Genomic DNA, 19,199 nt, shown 5'->3' with positions numbered 1-19,199 from the left:
TTATGCAGTCAGAGGTTATTTTTTAGCCAATAAACTCGCCACCGTGTCGATTAATTCCTGTGGTTGAACTGGTTTACTCAGATAGTCGGTTGCTCCTAAACGTTCAGCTTCTTGTCGGTGGCGATCTCCTGTACGAGAGGTTGCCATCACAATCGGTGTCTTTTTAAAGGCGGGTTGAGCGCGAACTTTTTCCAAAAGTTCAAAACCATTAACTCTAGGCATTTCAATATCCGAGAGAATTAAATCAATCCGTCCTTGATATTGTCCAATTTGGTCTAATGCTTCCTGTCCATCACGACAGACTAATACCTGATAACCCGCAGCCAGTAAGAGCTTTTCAAGCATTCTTCTAGTTGCTACCGAATCTTCGGCGATTAAAATAGTAGATGCAGTTTGGGCGACAGTAGTAGTGCTATTTTTAATCGAGATAGAGGAAAGAGCATCTTTGGTAATTCCTTGGGGCATAATCACGGGAATTACTTCTCCTGTACCAAGAATAGTACAGCCTACAATATAGGTCGGGACAGGAATAGTTTCATCAAAAGGTTTAACAATTAATTTTTCTTCCCCAGCGATCGCATCTACTAAAATAGCTAAAGGATCAAAAGAAGTTTCTAAAATAATCCCTACTTGACCTTGTGCCAATTGCAGAGGTTTTCGCGGGCAGGGAAACAGACTAGACACAGATGCCAAAGAAATTGTCTTACCTTGCCAGTTTAAATTCTCTTGGCTGTCATTGGTAAAATCTAGTTCTTGATAGGGTATCATCTCCAAGATACTGGTGTGAGGAATGGCGATCAATCTGTTTTGTAGCTGAATCAGCATCAAAGACTGCAAACTCAGGTTTAAAGGTAGGCTGATCGTAAAGGTAGAGCCTGAACCAACATCAGTCGTGACAAAAAGCTGACCCCGCAGTTGACGAATTAAATTCAAAACAATATCTAATCCCATACCCCGACCAGAAATATCGCTTACCTGAGCAGCGGTAGAAAAATCTGGTTCAAAAATCCAGTTAACTATTTCTTCTGATCGAAAATCTTGGATTGATTTATGAGGAGGGCAAATTCCTCGCTGCACTGCTCGCTGAAAAACTTTCTCAGGATTAATACCGCCCCCATCATCTTTAATCGTAATCACTAGCTGATTATTTTGTAGCTTGGCATTGAGAGCGATCGTCGCTGTTTCTGGTTTTTTGGCAGCCAGACGCTCATATTTAGATTCAATCCCATGATCGAAGGCATTATTGAGCAAATGGGTTAAGGGAGTTTGCAGCTGTTCGAGTAAAATTTGATCGACTAAAGTATTTTTTCCTTCAATTTTTAAATCCACTAACTTATCAAAACGTTGACTCAAACCACGAATTTGGGGAATAAATCTTTTAGCCAGAGTTTCAAAAGGAACTAGTCGTGAATCAGTAACTTTGGAATATAGAGTGTTCAGATTCTTCTCGCTTTGTTCTAGATTCTCTACTATTTCTCGGTCGATAAAATCAATATCAGTGCGGGTTTCCTGAATCTGGAGCATTAATTCTTGGAAAGTTTGTAGACTAGAATGTAGGTCGGTATAGCGATCCATTTCCAAAGAATCAAACCCATTTTGATTATTTTTAACGGCTGCCAAATCTGCGTCAGAGTTGCCAAATGAGCCAACAGCAAGTTGATTATATAAATCTTGAATCTGTTCTCGAATCGGTTCGAACTGACGAGTTAGCGATCGCAAACGGCGATTTGCCTGATTTAAAACCCTCTGTTGACGACTAATACGAGATTGACTCAGGATCAATTCTTCGACGTTATTAGTTATACCCTCTAGTCTTTCTAGAGAAATCTTAACTTGATTATTAGCAGCAGGTTTTGAGGCTTCTGCTACTTTGGTAACCATTTTGCCTTGAGCAGCAGCAGGCGGTTCAAACATGACGGTGGACAACGCTGTATCTTCATCACTTTCACCAAAATCAAACGATCCAGCCTGTGAATATAAAGCCTGGTCATCTTGACGATTTTGATTAACCTGACTACTGATAATTGCCTCTGGTTCGTCATCTAATTCGGCTGGAGCAGCACTATTGGCTAAATAAATATCGCGCTGCTGACGAATTTCCCCTACTAATTCCTGTACTGTTAAGAGTGCTTCTAGAGAATCGCAATTAGTTAATAATTTTTCAATGGGAGCAAGTGCTTGAATTAACCAAGGTAATTCTAATGTTTCACTCAAGAAAGTACATTCATCTGTAAAACCTGCTATGGCTTCTTTAATAATCTCTTCGGGAGTATCCATCTCCAAAGCAGCGATCGCTTGGCATAATTCCTCTAAATCTTCGTTTAAAGTTTTTGTTACTAGGCTTTGATTTGCTTGCTGGGTTGTGGACGAATCTGCTGAACTTGATGCTTCCTGTTCTAAATACTCAGTAATTTTATGGCGTAACTGACTAATAATATCTTTAGTTAGCAATAAAGCCTCGATCCCGTCTGACTCTAATGCTTTAGCGATCGGTGTAACGGCTTCTCCTAGCCAGGGAAGATCTAACGTTTGAGCTAAAAAGCCACATTCATCAGCAAAACCTGACAATAACGGCTCAAGCAATTCTGGTTCGGTGTCTAACTCTAATTCTTCAATCGCATCAAAACTACTGGCTAATTCAGTTGTTAAAGTGTGGCGAATAAAATCCTGATTATCACTACTTCCCTGTTCGCTAGATTCTTGAGCATTTGAATCTGAATTGGCAACAGTGCTTACCAAAGATTCCAGCGCAATAATCAATTCAGGATTGGCGATCGCCTCATCAACATTGTGCGCCTGACTCACCACAAAGCCAATCTCATCAACACTATTTTCAACTAAAGCCCAAGCAAGCTCGACTTCGGCAATCTGTGATTGTTGTAGTCCCACTAAAACATCTTCCAGCTTGTGAGCTAGTTGTTGCAAACTGGTTAAACAGGCCAACCCAGCACCACCTTTGAGGGAATGAGCAGCTCTAAATAAAGAAGTAAAGTCTGGATTGGCGCGGTCTTGAATCCCTGACCTTAACATCTCTAGATACTCAGGGGCATCTTCATCTAGAAAACACTGGCGTGCTTCGGCGGTAATGGCAGCGAGGATTGCTGGATCTAACTGAGAACTCATTTTAATTTAGATTTCTTCAATAAATTATTACTTAGTGTCGGTAACTAATTACTTTGCTGAAGTAATAGTACTCGCTGCAAATCGTCCTTCTAAGCTTCTAGCTTAAACTGAGAAATAGAAGCCTGGAGATTGTTAGCTTCAGATACTAAAGTTTGCAGTGACTGCACCACATTTTGAGCTTCAGTCGAGTTGATTTTAGCGATGGTGGCAATACCGTTAATTTTCTGGTTGACCACCTCAGAAGTATTAGTTTGGTCAATAGTACTGGTGGAAATGTATTTAAGATATTCATCAATTTGTTTACTGGTGTTTGCCAAGCTACGCAGGTTAAGTTTAGTTAGCTGAACTAATTCACTACCATTGACCACCTCAGAAGTACTGGTTTCCATCCCTTGCAGCACTGAAGTAGTATCTTGCTGAATTGTACTAACCAGCCGTTGAATATCTTTAGTCGCTTCGGTAATTCGATCCGCCAGACGGCGTACTTCTTCTGCTACGATTCTGAACCCCTCACCGTGTTCTCCTGCCCGCGCTGCCTCCACCGAAGCGTTAAATGCTAGTAAGTTGGTTTTTTCAGAAATACCCGAGATAATGTCCACGATTTGCGCAATTTCTTGGGACGATTCTGCCAGTTGTTTTACTTTTTTCGAGGTGTTGGCTACAGTGCCACGAATTTTTTCAATACTGCTAACCGTAGCATCCATGGCTAAATCTCCCTCTTTGGCTTGAATTGAACCATCACGAGCAATTTTGGCAGCTTCTTGAGCATAGTTAGCCACCGTAGCTACGGACTGATTAATTTCATCAATACTGCCTAACGCTTGGTTGATTTCTTCAGTTTGTTTAAGGGCAGATTCAGAAAGTTGTCGTACCGAGTCTTCTCCTGCCAAAGATAATTGACCAACCTCGGTTGAAACCGCCTGTACTTCTTGCAGAAGTTCCCGTAGTTTTCTCATAGTTGCGTTAAAGGCATCGGCAATAGAACCAACTGCACCATCGGTCATCTGAGCTTTGACAGTTAAGTCTCCTTTTTGCGCCCCTTCAACATCTAACAATAGACCCATTACTCCCTGTTGTAGCAGCTCTTTTTCTTTGCGTTGTTGCTTAGTTTCGGCTTCTTGAGTAAATAGCAAATCTTGAATTTGCCCTGCCATTTTGTTGATATTAGAACTCAAGTCAGCTAGTTCATCTTGTCCTTTGACAGGAATCCGTACATCAAAGTTGCCGTTCCCTAATTGTTTTACGGCATCTAAAGCTTCTAATATAGGTTGAGTTGCTTTATACCCAATCAAAGAAGCGATCGCTCCTACTAAAGCAGAAATTATCAGTGTTCCTGCGGCAAAAGAAATTAACAGTTCCTGTTGTGCTTCAAGAGCCTGTTTTTTATCAACAGTAGTAATTGTACTCCAGCCTAAGTTTGGTAACTGGGAGCGAAATTCATCTTTAAATGAGGAAAAAGGAATATAGGAGGCGATCTTGTCCTCAGTAATCAAAGATTTGTTCCCCGTCGCTGCTTCCTTTTCTGTTCCTGGAGAATTTCCCTGATCGTTTTGCAACTGTCCAAAGAAGTCCAAGTGATCCCCTGCGGCTTGAACGCTTCCTGGCAGAGTTTGAATTTTTTTAAATTCTGACTCTTCAGAAGTCGCAAAAATTTGTCCTTGATTGTTCAACAGATAATTTTCTTCTTGACCAACCGCAAGAATTACATCTCGCAGATATTTAACTGGTATTCTCGCTCGGATCATAGCCACAATTTTACCTGTCACCTGATCCTTGATCGGCGCAGCCAAATAAACTGCTAAAACATTAGAGCCTTCTGACAACTGAGGCTGGCTAATGATGGGAGCATTAGCTTTGATGGCTGTTTGGAAATAACTGGAACTAAGTAAATTGGGTAAAGTTTTACCTGTGGATTGAGCCAGAACATTGCCCTGAACATCGGCAACAGCGACGCTATCATAGATTACATAAGCTTTGATAAAAGAATCTAAGGCAGCCTGCTTATCCTTGGCAGTTGTAGTTGCTCGCAGTTGAGGATTGGTTAAGATTGTCAAATTAGACATAATTTGAATATCCCCAAAACGTTCCCGCATATAAAAGGCAACTTTATTTGCCACTTCTGAGGCGGTTTTTTGTTGGGCAGTTGTAATTTGCCTAGTCATAGACTGCCTGGCAAAGCCATAGGCAATCGTGCTTACTGCAATCGTGGACAAAGTACTGATAGCCACCATAATTAAAGTGGTTCTGGTGCGAAGATTGATTTTCGCCCAAAAATTATTACTCTTAGTTTGTTGAACAGTATAAACATCGCTAACAGTAGCTTTTGTCTGTTCGAGATTGGCTAAAGCTTCCCTGGCAACATTACCATAATTTCCACTACGATCTAGCTCGGAAATTTCTCGGTATAGAGCGATCGCCTGTTCTACTTGCCCTGCATTTTCTAGGGCATTAGCCTCAACTATTTTACTTACAATATCACCAGTATGATCGGACATAGACTTGATTCCTAATAGTTCAATAGATGCAATTTAATTTAGGTTGATACCAGCATTGATTGTTGGTGTAGCTGTTGCAACAAAGCAGCAGGATCAAGCAGATAAATAGTCTGGGCTTCTGCTTCGATCTGAGCGAGGTTAGAACAGCACTGACGTAACTGAGGCGGAGCATCATCAGCTAGAGGTTGATAACAAGATGGTTCTATTGCCACAATGCCTTTTAATTGCTGAGTAACGATAGCTACTTGTTTTTCACTGTCAAACTGCCGATTTTTAACAACTACTGCTGTAAGTTTTTGGGCTAGCTCATTATGCTTAAGATTCAAATTAAAATAGCGATCGCTATCTAAAATCCACAATAAAGAACCTTTGAAATTGACAACTCCATACCAAAAGTCAGCTACGCCAGGTACAGTACAAATATTAGATAAATCGAATTGGGCGACGATGCCCATCTCATTCAAAGGCAATCCTAAAGTAATTTTTGACCCTAATTCAACGGTAAAGTATTCTTGATGAATAACCATAAAGCAGAAAAATCTAACTATACACGGTGAGGTGATTATTAATGGCAGCCATAAAAAACATTTTTAAGTATTAATTACTAAGAGTTAACTTTGATTGATTGATTACAATTTACCGTTGTGAATATTCTGAGTAAAATTATTTTTAATTAACTGGCTCAAATTTTCAATTAGTCTTAGTCAAAGCTAAATTACCAAATAAATATAGGCTCACAGTCAATTAATTAACAAACTGATTTACTTTATCTACCAAATTTTGGGGAACATAAGGTTTCGTAATATATTCATTTCCACCTTGACGTATTGCCCAAAAACGATCAAATTCTTCGGCTTTAGAACTACAGAACAAAATTGGAATATTTTTCCATTTATCGTGTTCTCTAATTTTGCGACATAGATCTAGTCCGCTTTCTCCAGGCATCACAATGTCTAATAAGATTAGATTAGGCATAGGATTAGTATTGAGCCATGACCAGGCGGTTTCTGCACTGTCGGCTACAGCCACCTCAAAACCAGCATGGGACAATAAAGCAGAACTCATTTGTCTTTCTGCATGAGTATCTTCAACAATAAGTACAGTTTTCATAATAATTAATTACTTTTTCCAATTATTTTCAAATGAATAATCTGGCTGATTTTATAATTCCCAAAAATTACCTAAAACTACCATGCTTGCAGTTACTAATCACAATGATTTGGCTCGATCTGCTCTCTCAAAATTAAACATTTGCCGTCACATTTTCTAATGTTTTAGCTAAAGTAATCAACTTGTTGGGATCGCAAGGTTTGGTTAAATAGTCAGTAGCTCCAACTAGTTTGGCTCTAACCCGATCAATCATGCCATCTCTTCCCGTCAACATAACAATGGGAATATCTTTAAATCTTTCAGATTTTCTCAAGAGGCTACATAAATCATAACCATTGAGATTAGGCATATTTATGTCCATGAAAATTACCACAGGTTGATGTTGAGATAATTGTTTTAAGGCCAAGGTAGGATCGAGAATACTAAGTACTTGATAACCTCCCGCCTCTAAGGTCATTTTTACTTGTTTCTGAACTGCCTTACTATCATCAATGCAGGCGACTAAGGTTGATGATTGAGAGGTATTGGCGGGATTCATCACACTAGGTTGAACCTGTGGTAAAGCTGAAGTATCTTCTTGAGCCTGATGTTTGAGACGAAGCTCTTCTGTAGTAAGTTCTTTAAAGGGAAAAAGATCGATTAATTTTTCGGTAATGGACTCTTCCAAATGTTTTGCCAAAAAATATGTATCAGTATTAGTTTTAGTGGCAATTTGATAGAAGCTGTTTTTGGCGACAAACAAACTAACAAAAGTTGACAGCTTGTGGCTATCAGCGATCTTTTTTAATTCTGGGGTAGTATATTTGGGTTTCCAAATTTGATAAAACTTAAGGGCATTTTTTTGTTCTAAATATAGGCGACTAAAAGGCGAACTAATATAGCCTCGCATCTGTCTGCTAATCTTCACCTGATCTTCTAATTTTTCACCTAATTTCTCCAAGCTGAAGTTGATAATTGCTTTATTAATTCTTTTCGCTGGAACTAGCTCTATATTAGTTTTATCAATACTTAAAACGTTAGCTAATCCCTCACGGCAAAATCTAAATAATTGCTGTTTAACGTCTGTCTCCGTTGGCTGTTGGCTAGATAGGGCTTGACATAATTGAACGTATTCCGAAACCTCCTGTTGCTCAACTTGAGGACATTCTGAACCTAGCTTAAATCGTTGCCAAAGATAATCTAATCGCTCTTGTTGACCTAAATTGGTGTTTATATACTGTATTTTTCCTTGCAGTAGATAGACATTCCAGCTTATTGAAGGATCTTTTGGTTCCTCTATTTCAATACAACCAGACCAAGTTGCTTTAGATTTTGCTATGAGAACCTGTAATGGACTCTGAAAATTATTATTCATGATAATGTTGAAAGTTTTGGAGGAAATAAGCAAAAGTAATAAAAAGGAATTAAAAATCTCCGCAGTAAAATTCTTCTGTCGTACCTTTTTTTATAGTTCCCAAAATTCCAACTAAAATTCAGGTTGAGCTTATTTATATTTCTCACTAAAGATAGATGAAATGGGTTTAATCATTGCAGGCGATCGCTCTGGAGTCGGTAAAACAACTGTTACACTAGGCATACTGGCATATCTAGCAGCAGAAAATAGGCGAGTTCAATCTTTTAAAGTAGGGCCAGATTATATTGACCCGATGTTTCACACTGCCGTAACAGGCTTACCCTGTCGTAATTTAGATCCTGTTTTAACTTCTCCCCATTATGTCCAAGATTGTTTTCAACGTCATGCCCAAAATGTTGAATGGGTAGTCATAGAAGGAGTAATGGGGTTGTTTGACGGTATTGATCATCCTGAACCAGCAGCTCGCAACGATTATGGCAGTACCGCTCATATCGCCAGAATTTTAAATTTACCTGTATTACTTGTTTTAAATTGTTCTAGCTTATCAACTTCTATAGCAGCAATCGCCTATGGTTATGTCAACCTAGATCCTCAAGTCAAGATTGTGGGGGTAATTCTTAATCAAGTAGCGAGCGATCGCCATTTGGAACTATTAGAGACGGCATTAAAGAGTATTAATCTGCCAATATTAGGAGTTTTGAGGCGCAATACAGCAGTAGCTATCCCCGATCGCCACCTGGGCTTAGTTCCCTCTTGCGAACTAGCGAATATTAGTCATGTCTTTGCACAACTAGCTGATTTAGTCAAAACATCTTTTAATTGGGATAAATTATTCCCCCTGATTCGTCAAAAATCAGCTACAGATAAAGCAACACCAAGTCTATGCCAACAGCAACAATCTGCCAGCGTTAGAATTGGCGTTGCCAGAGATCGGGCATTTAATTTCTACTATCAGGATAATTTAGACCTGTTGACTCAATTAGGAGCAGAGTTAGTATTTTGGAGTCCGCTTCAAGATCGAGATATTCCCGATCGCCTTCACGGATTGTATTTTGGGGGTGGTTTCCCTGAAATATTTGCTCCACAGCTAGCGTCAAACAAAAGTGTTTTGCAACAGCTAAAACAGCTCATAGAAGCGAATCTACCAACTTATGCTGAATGCGGAGGATTAATGTATCTCTGCGAACAATTGATCGACTTGCAGAAGCAATCATGGCCAATGGTGGGAATTATCCCTAGTACAGTTACCATGCAGGCTAAATTAACTTTGGGCTATCATCAGGCGATCGCTCTACAAAACAGTCCTTTGGTTACAGCACAACAAACCCTTACAGGACACGAATTCCATCGTTCTCAATTAATTACCTACCCTGAGTATCCTCAATGGCAATTACAGGGAGTTCATAAATCGAGTATGGTATCCGCAGAAGGCTGGAACATTCAACAAGTTCACGCTTCTTATTTACATCTACATTGGGGTGTCAGCACAGCTTTAGCTAAGAGATTTATCCAATCTTGCCGAAACTATCAAACTTCGTTATATTGATTCATAGATACATAAGTATCAAACTAGCCATTATAAGAATATAGGAGGTGATGCCCATGACAGAACATAGTAGTAACATGGGTCTCCTAGTTGATGATAGCCAGCTGTGTGCTGGGGCTGTTCTTTAAGCAGTCTCATCTTAAACTTCTGCGGAAGTAACTAGGTAGACATTGTTGGAGATCCTTCCAGCAGTTAGGTTTCGACTAAGAGACCCTCTAGACCGCCCCCATAAGCATTAACTCTGTTATTAGCTTGTGGGGGCGGATAGTTTTTGCCAGTTATTAGCCAAAATTTGCTAACTTCAGCCACGTTAAACACACTTTTTTAGTTTGTAGGTAAAATCACTCCAGGAGACAAACTAGAGAATTATGAACTATTGAAAAATTGCCAGATAGAGCAGGCAATAAACAAGCAAAATAAATATAAGCTATCTAAAATTTGCATCCTATGAAAATCGCTAAAAATATTACTGAACTGGTGGGTAAAACTCCACTAGTTCAGCTCAATCGCATTCCTCAAGCTGAAAAATGCGTAGCCAAGATCATTGTCAAGCTAGAAGGGATGAATCCTGCCGCTTCTGTTAAAGATCGTATTGGAGTTAATATGATTAATGCTGCCGAAGCTGAGGGGGCAATTATTCCAGGCAAAACTATTTTGGTAGAACCAACATCGGGCAATACAGGAATCGCTCTGGCAATGGCTGCTGCTGCTAAAGGATATAAGCTAATTTTGACCATGCCAGAAACCATGAGCAAAGAGCGACGAGCGATGCTGAAAGCTTATGGCGCTCAACTTGAATTAACTCCTGGGAGCGAAGGAATGAAAGGTTGTATCCGCAAAGCTCAAGAAATTAGCGATAACTTGCCCGATGCGTATATGCTACAGCAGTTTAACAATCCTGCTAATCCCGAAATTCATAAAAGCACAACCGCTGAAGAAATTTGGGCAGACACAGAAGGGCAAGTAGACATACTTGTGGCAGGAGTAGGCACTGGCGGAACAATTACAGGCACAGCAGAAGTATTAAAAAGATATAAACCCGAACTACAGGTGATTGCCGTTGAACCTATTGGTAGTCCAGTCCTTTCAGGAGGGCAACCAGGATCCCATAAAATTCAAGGTATTGGTGCTGGCTTTGTTCCAGAAGTATTAAAAGTAGATTTAATTGACGAAGTTATTACCGTTACTGATGATGAGGCGATCGCTTATGGTCGTCGTTTAGCTAGCGAAGAAGGTTTATTATCGGGTATTTCTACAGGTGCAGCCCTCGCAGCAGCAGTTAAAGTGGGGCAAAGACGAGAAAATAAAGACAGACTAATTGTCATGATTCAACCTAGCTTCGGTGAACGTTATCTAAGCACGCCTCTATTTGCCGATCTGGCTCAACCTGTCTTTAATTAATTGGTTAGGTTAGCAGTCCCTCACCGTAAATCCGTTTCCTAGAGGTTACTTGAAAAATTGAGTAATGAGTGACAAGTAGCAAATATTAATTATTTTGATTTCAGAGCCAAATTTTGACGAAGAAATTAAACATTACCTTTGCCAAGCGGATTTAGTATCATACAAAAATTCTGGGTAAACGATGCTTGAACCCACAGAGGATTTCCCAAGAAATTGTCTCTAGTTTATTAGCCCAATCGTCGGCAGTAATTTTAAGTTGATTTTGTTGACCAATTAAAGTCACGATATCTCCTGGCTGCACTTGAGGAAGATGATCTACCCGCAGCATTAGCTGATCCATGGTGATTGAGCCAATTTGTGATGCTAACTGTCCTGCTACGATTGCCTGTAGTCGATTGGATAAATTGCGCGGTACACCGTCAGCATAGCCAATTCCCACCACTGCTATTTTGGTAGCTTCTTGGGTAATGAACTTGCGACCATAGCTAACCCCTTCTCCTGGAGGAATAATTTTTACCTGGGTAATTTTAGCTTTAACCTGTAATACTGGCTTGAGTTTGAGTACCTGAGTTAGATGAGCAGCGGGATATAAACCATATAAAGCTAGTCCAACTCGCACCATGTCGTAATGAGTAGAGCGATCGCCAAGAGTAGCAGCAGAATTGGCTAAATGAATCAAGGGTGGAGTGAATCCAGCAGCTTTTAATTGAGCGATCGCTGTTTGAAAACGCTGATGTTGTAAATCCATGATCTTGCGATCGTCTTCGTCTGCCGTAGAAAAGTGCGAATAGACGCTGGCAATCTTTAAATGAGATAAGCTTTTTACTAAAGAAACAAACGCAACGGCTGACTGCCAATCTGTTCCTAGACGAGACATACCTGTATCTAGCTTGAGATGAACTGTTAAAAACTGATCCAATCTCGCCAAAGTGCGATTAAAAACCACTGCCTGTTCAGGGTTACAAATTGTTGCTTCAAGATCCCAGGCTGCAACTGCCTGAATATCTTCCACGGCATTAATCGCACCCAGAATTAGGATCGGGGCGGTAATTCCCGAGTTACGTAATTCAACTCCTTCTGCTAGGGTAGCGATCGCTACCCTGTCTGCACCGTGAGCTAAAACTGTTTGGGCAACAGTAACCGCACCATGACCATAGGCATCGGCTTTAACCACCGCCATTAATTTTGTTGCAGAATTGAGCCAAGATTTGAGCGCGCAGACATTATGACCGAGGGCATCTAGATCGACCTCAACCCAAGCGCGTTGGCGATTTACCAATAAAGATAAGGGATTTTGAGGCAATTTTTTGGACTTTTGCTCTTGCCAACTCACCATATCCAAACATTTATGCTCCAGAATCAGCTAATATTATTGACAAATATTAGTCTAGAAATAGATAAAGTCAAGAAAACAGCCAAAACATAGTTGTTTGCTCTTAAAGGTTATCGGCAAAACAATCTGCTAGAAGTTACATCAACTAGTTCGTCTGTGTTACCATTCCTTGTAAATAACATAAGTCTTTATTATGGGTAAGGTTTTAGTACTAAATGCTTCCTATGAACCCCTTAATATTACTAGTTGGCGCCGAGCAGTAGTCTTGCTCCTTAAAGGTAAAGCAGAGCAGCTAGAACATCGGGGCGAATTTATTTATAGTGGTTTCCCTCTACCAACAGTAATCCGTTTAAGATATTATGTTAGAGTACCCTATAAAGAAATCCCGCTAACTCGTCGTAATGTTTTAGAAAGAGATAGCAACACCTGTCAGTATTGTACAGCTAAAGGCGACCAGTTGACGATCGACCATGTAATTCCGCGATCGCGAGGTGGTGGTGATACTTGGGAAAACCTTGTAGCAGCCTGTGTTAGGTGCAATGTGAGAAAAGGCAATCGCACTCCCAAAGAAGCGGAAATGGCGCTACAAACTAAACCTCGTCGTCCCTATAGTAGTCTGCATTTTGAGTTAATTAAATACACTCAGGGTAACTCCAACCAAGAGTGGAAAAAATACGTAATCGGCATTTAAGAGCATTCAAAAACATTTAATTTAGTTTCATTCTGCCGACAGTTACAGAAGACATAGGTTGATGATAAACTCAAAGCTCTAAATAAAAAATTAATATACTTACTCTCTTACTGGGTAATCTAGCATTACCTATCACACCTACAATATGTCATCTAATCTAAACACTTCTCTAGAACATCGTTTAGCCACCAAAACTACGCCTAAAAAACAGCTTGAAGCTGTCGAGGGTAAATTTGGTAAAGACAAAAAAGATAGCGATTTAGTTAAAATAATCCATCAGCTGACCAAAGTTTTAGAGCAGCATCGAGGAGAAAGACAAATTGTTGTAATTCAAGATTTTCCCGATCCTGATGCTTTGTCTAGCGCTTGGGCATATCAACTGATTGCTGCTAACTATGAAATTAGTTGTGATATCGTTTATGGCGGGATTTTGTCTCACCAAGAAAATATTACTTTGGTAAAACTAACAGGATTACCAGCGACCAAGTATGTTCACACTGCCCTCCAGGAAGAAGACTTGTCGGTCTATAAAGGCTGTGTATTAATTGATAGTCAGGGAACAAATAGCCAGCTTTATTCAGTGGTAGAAGCAGCGGGAATCCCATTAATAGTAGTAGTCGATCATCACAGTAAACAGGGGGAAATTAAGGCAGAATTTGTCGATCTGCGTCCACAAACTAGAGCTACTGCCACTATTTTGACCCAGTATATCCAGTCAGGGATGCTGGAGTTTGATTCTAATAATGAAAATCACGTTAAGTGCGCCACGGCTTTAATGCACGGTTTGCGTTCAGATACCAACCGTTTGATGCAGGCGAAGGAAGAAGACTTTATTGCTGCTGCTTATTTAAGTCGTTTTTACGATTCTCAACTGTTAAATGCCATCATGCAATCCGCGCGATCGCGTCGAGTGATGAACGTAATTGAAAGAGCTTTACGCAACTGCATTACTAAAAAAAATTTCTCGATCTCTGGAGTTGGTTATTTACGTTATGACGATCGCGATGCCATTCCCCAAGCAGCAGATTTTCTGGTTACGGAAGAAGATATTCATACAGCAGTAGTATATGGTATTGTCCATAATGAGGACGATGACAAAGAACTGGTAATTGGCTCTTTGCGGACTACAAAGATCACCCTAGACCCCGACGAATTTATCAAAGAAACATTAGGTAAAGATATTCAAGGTAGATTTTTTGGTGGTGGTAGACATTTAGCGGGAGGCTTTGAGATTCCTGTCGGCTTTTTAAATGGCTTTAACGATAATGCTGAGTATACTAAATTGAAATGGGAAGTGTTTGACAGGCAGATCAAACAAAAACTAATGCGCCTAGTTGAACCTGATGATAGTGTGATTGCAACTGACTAGAATAGTCTTTCATTTTTTGAGTTGTGTAATGGAAGTATATTTAATTCGTCATGGTATTGCTGCTGAGAAGGGAACTTATGCCGATGATGAGCAGCGTCCTTTAATTAAAAAAGGTCAAGATAAAACCGCTCAAGTGGCGCAGCGTTTGCTAAGTGTGGGCTTAAAATTCGATTTGCTTCTCAGCAGCCCTTTAGTGCGAGCTTATCAAACCGCAGAAATTCTTCAGCAAGCAAGTTTAGCTAAAACTATTGAAACTTTTGCTCCTTTAAAGCCCGATGGCGCGATCGCTGAATGGGTAAAGTGGCAACAGCAATATCAAGTTCAACATCCCGATGCCAAAATAGCCTTGGTGGGACATCAGCCCGATTTGGGAAACTGGGCAGAAATGATGCTCTGGGGAGCTATTCAAGGTCAAATTGAGGTTAAAAAAGCAGGAGTAATGGGGCTGAAAATTCCGCCAATTGGCACTCCTATCGCCCGCAGCACTTTATTTTTACATGTTCCACCCAAGTGGTTAATTTGAGAATCTAGGAGTGAAAAGATCGATAATCTACCCAACCTAATAAGCCCCTTGTATTTGCTAATCATGTTTAAAATTTGGGTTGCCCAATAATTGAAATCATCGCCACATTTTAATATTAAGTACTGATGCACTAAACTAGTGACAATCGAGTATTGTTTTTCGCAAATAATTTAGATGCTATCTTCCAAGCAGCAGAACCAATCTAAGTTCTCCAATATTTCAACCGCAGAAAGAGCAAAGTGGCTGGAGGCAGAATTAGAACGGCTAAAAAATAGCTTACGTACGGGACAGCAAGGTTTGGCAAACTGGCGGGGTGGAGAAATGGCCGTTTCTGCCGTACCAGGGGCGGGAAAGTCTCATAGTTTATCGGTTGCTGCGGCGATCGCCATTGCCCAAAATCAGCTTCACAGTCGCAAACAGCTAGTAGTGGTCACCTATACTCGTTCCGCTGCTGCCAATATTAAAAGTAAGATTCGCGATCGCCTCAAAGATTTAATGCTGCCACCAGGGGGTTTTATCGTGCATACTCTTCATGGTTTGGCGCTTAATATTGCTAATTCACATCGAGAATTATCGGGACTAAATTTAGATCGAGTCACAATTGTGGTGCCAAATACGGGGCATCGCCTGATTCGCGGGGCGGTAGAAAAATGGATCGCGGGACATCCTGGGCAGTATCAGAGACTTTTAGAAGGAGTGCAGTTTGATGGTGAAGAGACAGAAAGATTACGTCGTCAGTCGGTGTTGCGAACAGAGGTATTACCAGGGTTAACTAACACAGTAGTGCGGGAAGCAAAAAGTTCAGGGCTATTACCCCAAGAGCTAAAGGAATTAAGCCAAAATGCTACTGATGAGTATGGCATTTTGGAAATTGCCGCGGGACTATATGCAGAATATCAACAGTCTATGCGATCGCAAGACCTGATCGATTATGACGATATGATTCTCGCTGCGCTTAAAGTGTTGGAATATCCGCCCATGCGATTGCTGTGGCAAAACCAAGTTTATGGGGTATTTGAGGATGAAGCCCAGGATTCTAGCCCCCTTCAAGAAAAGTTGATTTCAATTCTGGCGGGGAATGGAGAACAACCTGATGCAGCTCCCAATTTGGTACGAGTGGGCGATCCTAATCAGGCGATCAACTCTACCTTTACCCCAGCAGATCCGATCTATTTCAACTGGTTTTGTGAAAGCTGCCAAGAGCAAAATAACCTAACTACTATGAATCAGGCGGGGCGCAGCAGCAAGATTATTATTAATAGCGCTAATTTTGTTGTTAATTGGGTCAATCAACAGTGGTCTAAATTTCCCCAACCCCAGTCGTCACTGCCTTTTCGCTTGCAGAACATAATCATGGTTGAACCTGGCGATCCGCAGCCCGATGCTAATCCGCAGCCCGAAGGTAGCGGTGTAGTAATTTGTAGCCCCGATGATGTCTATCAGACAGCAACCTTAATTGCACAACAGGCGATCGCTTTACTTGCTGCTCACCCCCACAGAAATGCTGCAATATTAGTCAGAGAAAATCGTCAGGCGCGGTTTTTAGCCGAAGAATTAGCCTATCTCTCCAGAGAACACGGCATCAATATTTATGAAGTGGGAGAAAGTGAAAGATATTCCCAAATACCTGCTGAAATTCTTAAATTACTGCAATTTATTGATCGCCCCCATTCTCCAGATAATCTCAAAGCAGCTTTAGAAGTGCTTCAGCAGCGAAGTTTAATACCGACCCAAGATCTCAATGCTCTAGCTACATCTCCCGAACAGTTTTTGTACCCCACTCTCTTACAGCCAGCCCATAAACCCCAGGTAGAACAAGCCCGTCGCTACTGTGTGAATCTTCTCCGTGCCAGAATGGAGTTACCCCATTATCAATTAATTCCTTTTTTAGGGATGACTCTTAAATATACAGGTTCGGAATTAGCCACCCTGCAAAAACTATCAGAAAAGGTTAGTCAGCAAACTAGAACAGAAAGCTCAACTAAAGCGACAATTCGAACTTTAACCGAGATTGTCAGTGCCGAAAATTTTGAAGGAGTAGAAGAAGACGATGGCGATCGCTATACCCGTGCTAACCAGGTGACGATTATTACCATGCATAAAGCCAAGGGATTAGATTGGGACTATGTGTTTATTCCTTTTCTACACCAAGATATTCTCCCAGGTGAACCTTGGATACCCAATGCTGGTAAGTTTCTTGGCAGCTTTACTCTTTCAGAAGTTGCTCGCGCTCAGATTAGAAGCATAGTACACCATCAATACATATCCCCCCAACAGCTTCAAGTCATTCCTCAACCCATGGCTGCATGGCAAGAAGCCGTTAAACTCAAACAAGCTGAAGAATACCGTCTGCTATATGTAGCTATGACTAGGGCTAAACGTCTACTGTGGATGTCTGCTGAAGAGTTGGGTCCGTTTCGCTGGAGTGTATTTCGACCCGATCAACCCGCTAGTCTGCAACAGAAAAAACCCTGTCCTATTTTGCCAGCTTTAATTCAACACTTACACGGAATAAAAACCAAGGTAGAAAAGTAATATGAAATACTTAAATGTTGCCTACAAATAGTATGACTGGGGGGTAGAGAGCCTATCAGGACTCATAAAGTATGCTAAATAATATAGATAATCTAAATAATCTGCTACGAATAGATCAAGAAGTTCACCATTAAGAATAAGTGTTAGATTTACTGCTCATTTGTGTCTTGGGATTTTTGGGAAGTTTTGGTCATTGCATGGGGATGTGTGGCCCATTGACAGTAGCCTTAGCATTGTCTCAAGGCGATAATCGCCAAAATACAATTAATCAAATTAATCCTTGGCAGTTTCATCTGCTGCTGAATCTGGGTCGAGTTCTTAGCTATGCCTTGGTAGGTGCTGCTTTAGGGGGATTAGGATCAATTGTAGTTGCCAGTGGACAACTAGCAGGTATTGGCAGTAGTCTCAGGCAGTTTATGGCAATCTTGACGGGAAGTTTGCTAATTTGGTTGGGGATTGGACAAATAAAACCCAACTGGCTACCGCGTTTACCTTTTTTACATCCCGTTTCAGGAGCAATTCACAATCGTTTAAATTCAGGTATAAATCAGCTTTCTACTCAACAACAGTGGTGTACTCCCGCCCTGTTGGGTGCAGTCTGGGGACTGATTCCCTGTGGTTTTTTATACACGGCACAGCTCAAAGCAGTAGAAACAGGTGGTTTACTAGCTGGGGCGATCACAATGCTTTGTTTTGGCTTGGGAACAGCGCCGATGATGTTGGGAGTGGGGATGTCTGCTTCTCAAGTGAGTGCAGATCGACGTAGTCAATTATTTAGATTAGGAGGCTGGGTTACATTAGCAATTGGAATTTTAACTCTACTGCGCTCTGATGCCATGGTGGACTACACGGGACATGGTGCTTTGCTGCTGCTGATGCTGGCGTTAATTGCCCGTCCTCTGGGGGCTTTTTGGACTGTCCCCTTGCAATATCGTCGTCTAATCGGCGTGGGCGCATTTGTCCTTGCCTTGGCTCATACTGCCCATATGTTAGACCACTCCTTAAATTGGAATTTAGATGGGATTGCCTTTATGTTACCTCAACATCGTTTGGGCATGGTCTTGGGTATTTTGAGTCTAGGGTTAATGTTGCCTGCTGCTCTGACTAGTAGCGATCGCCTACAGCAAAAACTTGGTAAGCGCTGGCGCAAAATTCATCTTTTGACAGTACCTGGTTTAATTTTGGCAGTTGGTCATACAGTATTGTTAGGTTCTCATTATTTGGGAGACTTGCAAATCAGCCTAGAGAGTAAGTTGAGGATAGCTATAGTAATCTTTTTGAGTAGTTTAATTTTGCTATCTCGCTTTCCTTTAATCTGGAAAATTATTGGTCGCCAAAAGTCTTATATTCCTCCCAAAACTTAATTAGGGCTTATACTAAATCCGTTTCATATAGGTTACTTGAAAAATTGAGTAACGAGTAACGAGTAACGAGTAACAAGTAACAAGTAACAAGTAACAAGTAACGAGTAACGAGTAACAAGTAACAAGTAACAAGTAACAAGTAACAAGTAACAAGTAACAAGTAACAAGTAACAAGTAACAAGTAATGATACCAATTCTCAAAAGTGGCTAGAGAGATAAGGCATCCAAAATATAGTCCCAACCAGTCAAAGAATGAACGATATCTTCAAATAAAGAATCATTGGTCACAACTTAAGTCTGAAAAGCAGTTGTCAAGAGAGTTTGAGAACTAGAAGAAAAAAAGAAGTCGGGAGCG

The 19,199-nt window shown here is 40.7% G+C and carries 13 protein-coding genes; 7 read left to right on the top strand and 6 right to left on the bottom strand.

Going from position 1 to position 19,199, the window contains the following annotated elements; translation table 11 throughout:
- Positions 1 to 15: 15 nt before the first annotated feature.
- From C7B62_RS01830 to C7B62_RS01810, 5 genes are all read right to left on the bottom strand, one after another.
- A complete protein-coding gene (locus tag C7B62_RS01830) occupies positions 16 to 3,123 on the bottom strand; it encodes a response regulator (protein WP_106232901.1) in 3,108 nt (1,035 codons plus the stop codon).
- Between the two features lie 89 nt (positions 3,124 to 3,212).
- A complete protein-coding gene (locus C7B62_RS01825) occupies positions 3,213 to 5,618 on the bottom strand; it encodes a methyl-accepting chemotaxis protein (RefSeq protein ID WP_106232900.1) in 2,406 nt (801 codons plus the stop codon).
- Positions 5,619 to 5,656: 38 nt separating this feature from the next.
- Positions 5,657 to 6,145, bottom strand: a complete 489-nt coding sequence (locus tag C7B62_RS01820; RefSeq protein WP_106232899.1) for a chemotaxis protein CheW — start codon at positions 6,143 to 6,145, stop codon at positions 5,657 to 5,659.
- Positions 6,146 to 6,362: 217 nt separating this feature from the next.
- A complete protein-coding gene (locus tag C7B62_RS01815) occupies positions 6,363 to 6,728 on the bottom strand; it encodes a PleD family two-component system response regulator (protein WP_106232898.1) in 366 nt (121 codons plus the stop codon).
- Positions 6,729 to 6,861: 133 nt separating this feature from the next.
- On the bottom strand, positions 6,862 to 8,082 hold the full coding sequence (locus tag C7B62_RS01810; protein WP_106232897.1) for a response regulator: 1,221 nt from the start codon (positions 8,080 to 8,082) through the stop codon (positions 6,862 to 6,864).
- A gap of 160 nt (positions 8,083 to 8,242) precedes the next feature.
- On the opposite strand from C7B62_RS01810, the gene C7B62_RS01805 reads away from it, so the two are divergent.
- Together C7B62_RS01805 and cysK are read left to right on the top strand one after the other, a co-directional pair.
- Complete coding sequence (locus C7B62_RS01805) at positions 8,243 to 9,628, top strand: cobyrinate a,c-diamide synthase (protein ID WP_106232896.1); 1,386 nt, start codon at positions 8,243 to 8,245, stop codon at positions 9,626 to 9,628.
- Positions 9,629 to 10,075: 447 nt separating this feature from the next.
- Positions 10,076 to 11,029 (top strand): cysteine synthase A, encoded by a 954-nt coding sequence (cysK, locus tag C7B62_RS01800; protein WP_106232895.1) that lies wholly within the window; start codon positions 10,076 to 10,078, stop codon positions 11,027 to 11,029.
- 157 nt (positions 11,030 to 11,186) lie between these two features.
- Here cysK and alr read toward each other — a convergent pair whose 3' ends face one another.
- Positions 11,187 to 12,365 carry an alanine racemase gene (gene alr, locus C7B62_RS01795; RefSeq protein WP_106232894.1) on the bottom strand — a complete coding sequence of 393 codons (1,179 nt, stop codon included), beginning with the start codon at positions 12,363 to 12,365 and terminating at the stop codon, positions 11,187 to 11,189.
- Between the two features lie 190 nt (positions 12,366 to 12,555).
- On the opposite strand from alr, the gene C7B62_RS01790 reads away from it, so the two are divergent.
- The 5 genes from C7B62_RS01790 to C7B62_RS01770 all read left to right on the top strand — a co-directional run bounded on the left by C7B62_RS01790 (position 12,556) and on the right by C7B62_RS01770 (position 18,844).
- Positions 12,556 to 13,053: an HNH endonuclease gene (locus C7B62_RS01790; RefSeq protein WP_106232893.1), complete on the top strand. Its 498-nt coding sequence runs from the start codon at positions 12,556 to 12,558 to the stop codon at positions 13,051 to 13,053.
- Positions 13,054 to 13,198: 145 nt separating this feature from the next.
- The gene (locus C7B62_RS01785) at positions 13,199 to 14,422 is read left to right on the top strand and encodes a bifunctional oligoribonuclease/PAP phosphatase NrnA (RefSeq protein ID WP_106232892.1); all 1,224 of its coding nucleotides are present in this window, start codon (positions 13,199 to 13,201) and stop codon (positions 14,420 to 14,422) included.
- Between the two features lie 28 nt (positions 14,423 to 14,450).
- Complete coding sequence (sixA, locus tag C7B62_RS01780; RefSeq protein WP_106232891.1) at positions 14,451 to 14,945, top strand: phosphohistidine phosphatase SixA; 495 nt, start codon at positions 14,451 to 14,453, stop codon at positions 14,943 to 14,945.
- A gap of 174 nt (positions 14,946 to 15,119) precedes the next feature.
- Positions 15,120 to 17,480: an ATP-dependent helicase gene (locus tag C7B62_RS01775; RefSeq protein WP_106232890.1), complete on the top strand. Its 2,361-nt coding sequence runs from the start codon at positions 15,120 to 15,122 to the stop codon at positions 17,478 to 17,480.
- Positions 17,481 to 17,620: 140 nt separating this feature from the next.
- Positions 17,621 to 18,844, top strand: coding sequence for a sulfite exporter TauE/SafE family protein (locus tag C7B62_RS01770; RefSeq protein ID WP_106232889.1), 1,224 nt, complete (start codon positions 17,621 to 17,623; stop codon positions 18,842 to 18,844).
- Positions 18,845 to 19,199 lie beyond the last annotated feature (355 nt).

This window comes from Pleurocapsa sp. CCALA 161 (genome assembly GCF_003003995.1).
Taxonomy (GTDB): Bacteria; Cyanobacteriota; Cyanobacteriia; order Cyanobacteriales; family Xenococcaceae; genus Waterburya.
The sequence above is the reverse complement of the archived record's forward strand: the minus strand, read 5'-3'. Positions and strand labels throughout refer to the sequence as shown.

Bases quoted from the DNA above. Each gene is read 5' to 3' on its own strand.
- C7B62_RS01830 (WP_106232901.1), bottom strand. From the start codon at position 3,123: ATGAGTTCTCAGTTAGATCCAGCAATCCTCGCTGCCATTACCGCCGAA.
- C7B62_RS01825 (WP_106232900.1), bottom strand. From the start codon at position 5,618: ATGTCCGATCATACTGGTGATATTGTAAGTAAAATAGTTGAGGCTAAT.
- C7B62_RS01820 (WP_106232899.1), bottom strand. From the start codon at position 6,145: ATGGTTATTCATCAAGAATACTTTACCGTTGAATTAGGGTCAAAAATT.
- C7B62_RS01815 (WP_106232898.1), bottom strand. From the start codon at position 6,728: ATGAAAACTGTACTTATTGTTGAAGATACTCATGCAGAAAGACAAATG.
- C7B62_RS01810 (WP_106232897.1), bottom strand. From the start codon at position 8,082: ATGAATAATAATTTTCAGAGTCCATTACAGGTTCTCATAGCAAAATCT.
- C7B62_RS01805 (WP_106232896.1), top strand. From the start codon at position 8,243: ATGGGTTTAATCATTGCAGGCGATCGCTCTGGAGTCGGTAAAACAACT.
- cysK (WP_106232895.1), top strand. From the start codon at position 10,076: ATGAAAATCGCTAAAAATATTACTGAACTGGTGGGTAAAACTCCACTA.
- alr (WP_106232894.1), bottom strand. From the start codon at position 12,365: ATGGTGAGTTGGCAAGAGCAAAAGTCCAAAAAATTGCCTCAAAATCCC.
- C7B62_RS01790 (WP_106232893.1), top strand. From the start codon at position 12,556: ATGGGTAAGGTTTTAGTACTAAATGCTTCCTATGAACCCCTTAATATT.
- C7B62_RS01785 (WP_106232892.1), top strand. From the start codon at position 13,199: ATGTCATCTAATCTAAACACTTCTCTAGAACATCGTTTAGCCACCAAA.
- sixA (WP_106232891.1), top strand. From the start codon at position 14,451: ATGGAAGTATATTTAATTCGTCATGGTATTGCTGCTGAGAAGGGAACT.
- C7B62_RS01775 (WP_106232890.1), top strand. From the start codon at position 15,120: ATGCTATCTTCCAAGCAGCAGAACCAATCTAAGTTCTCCAATATTTCA.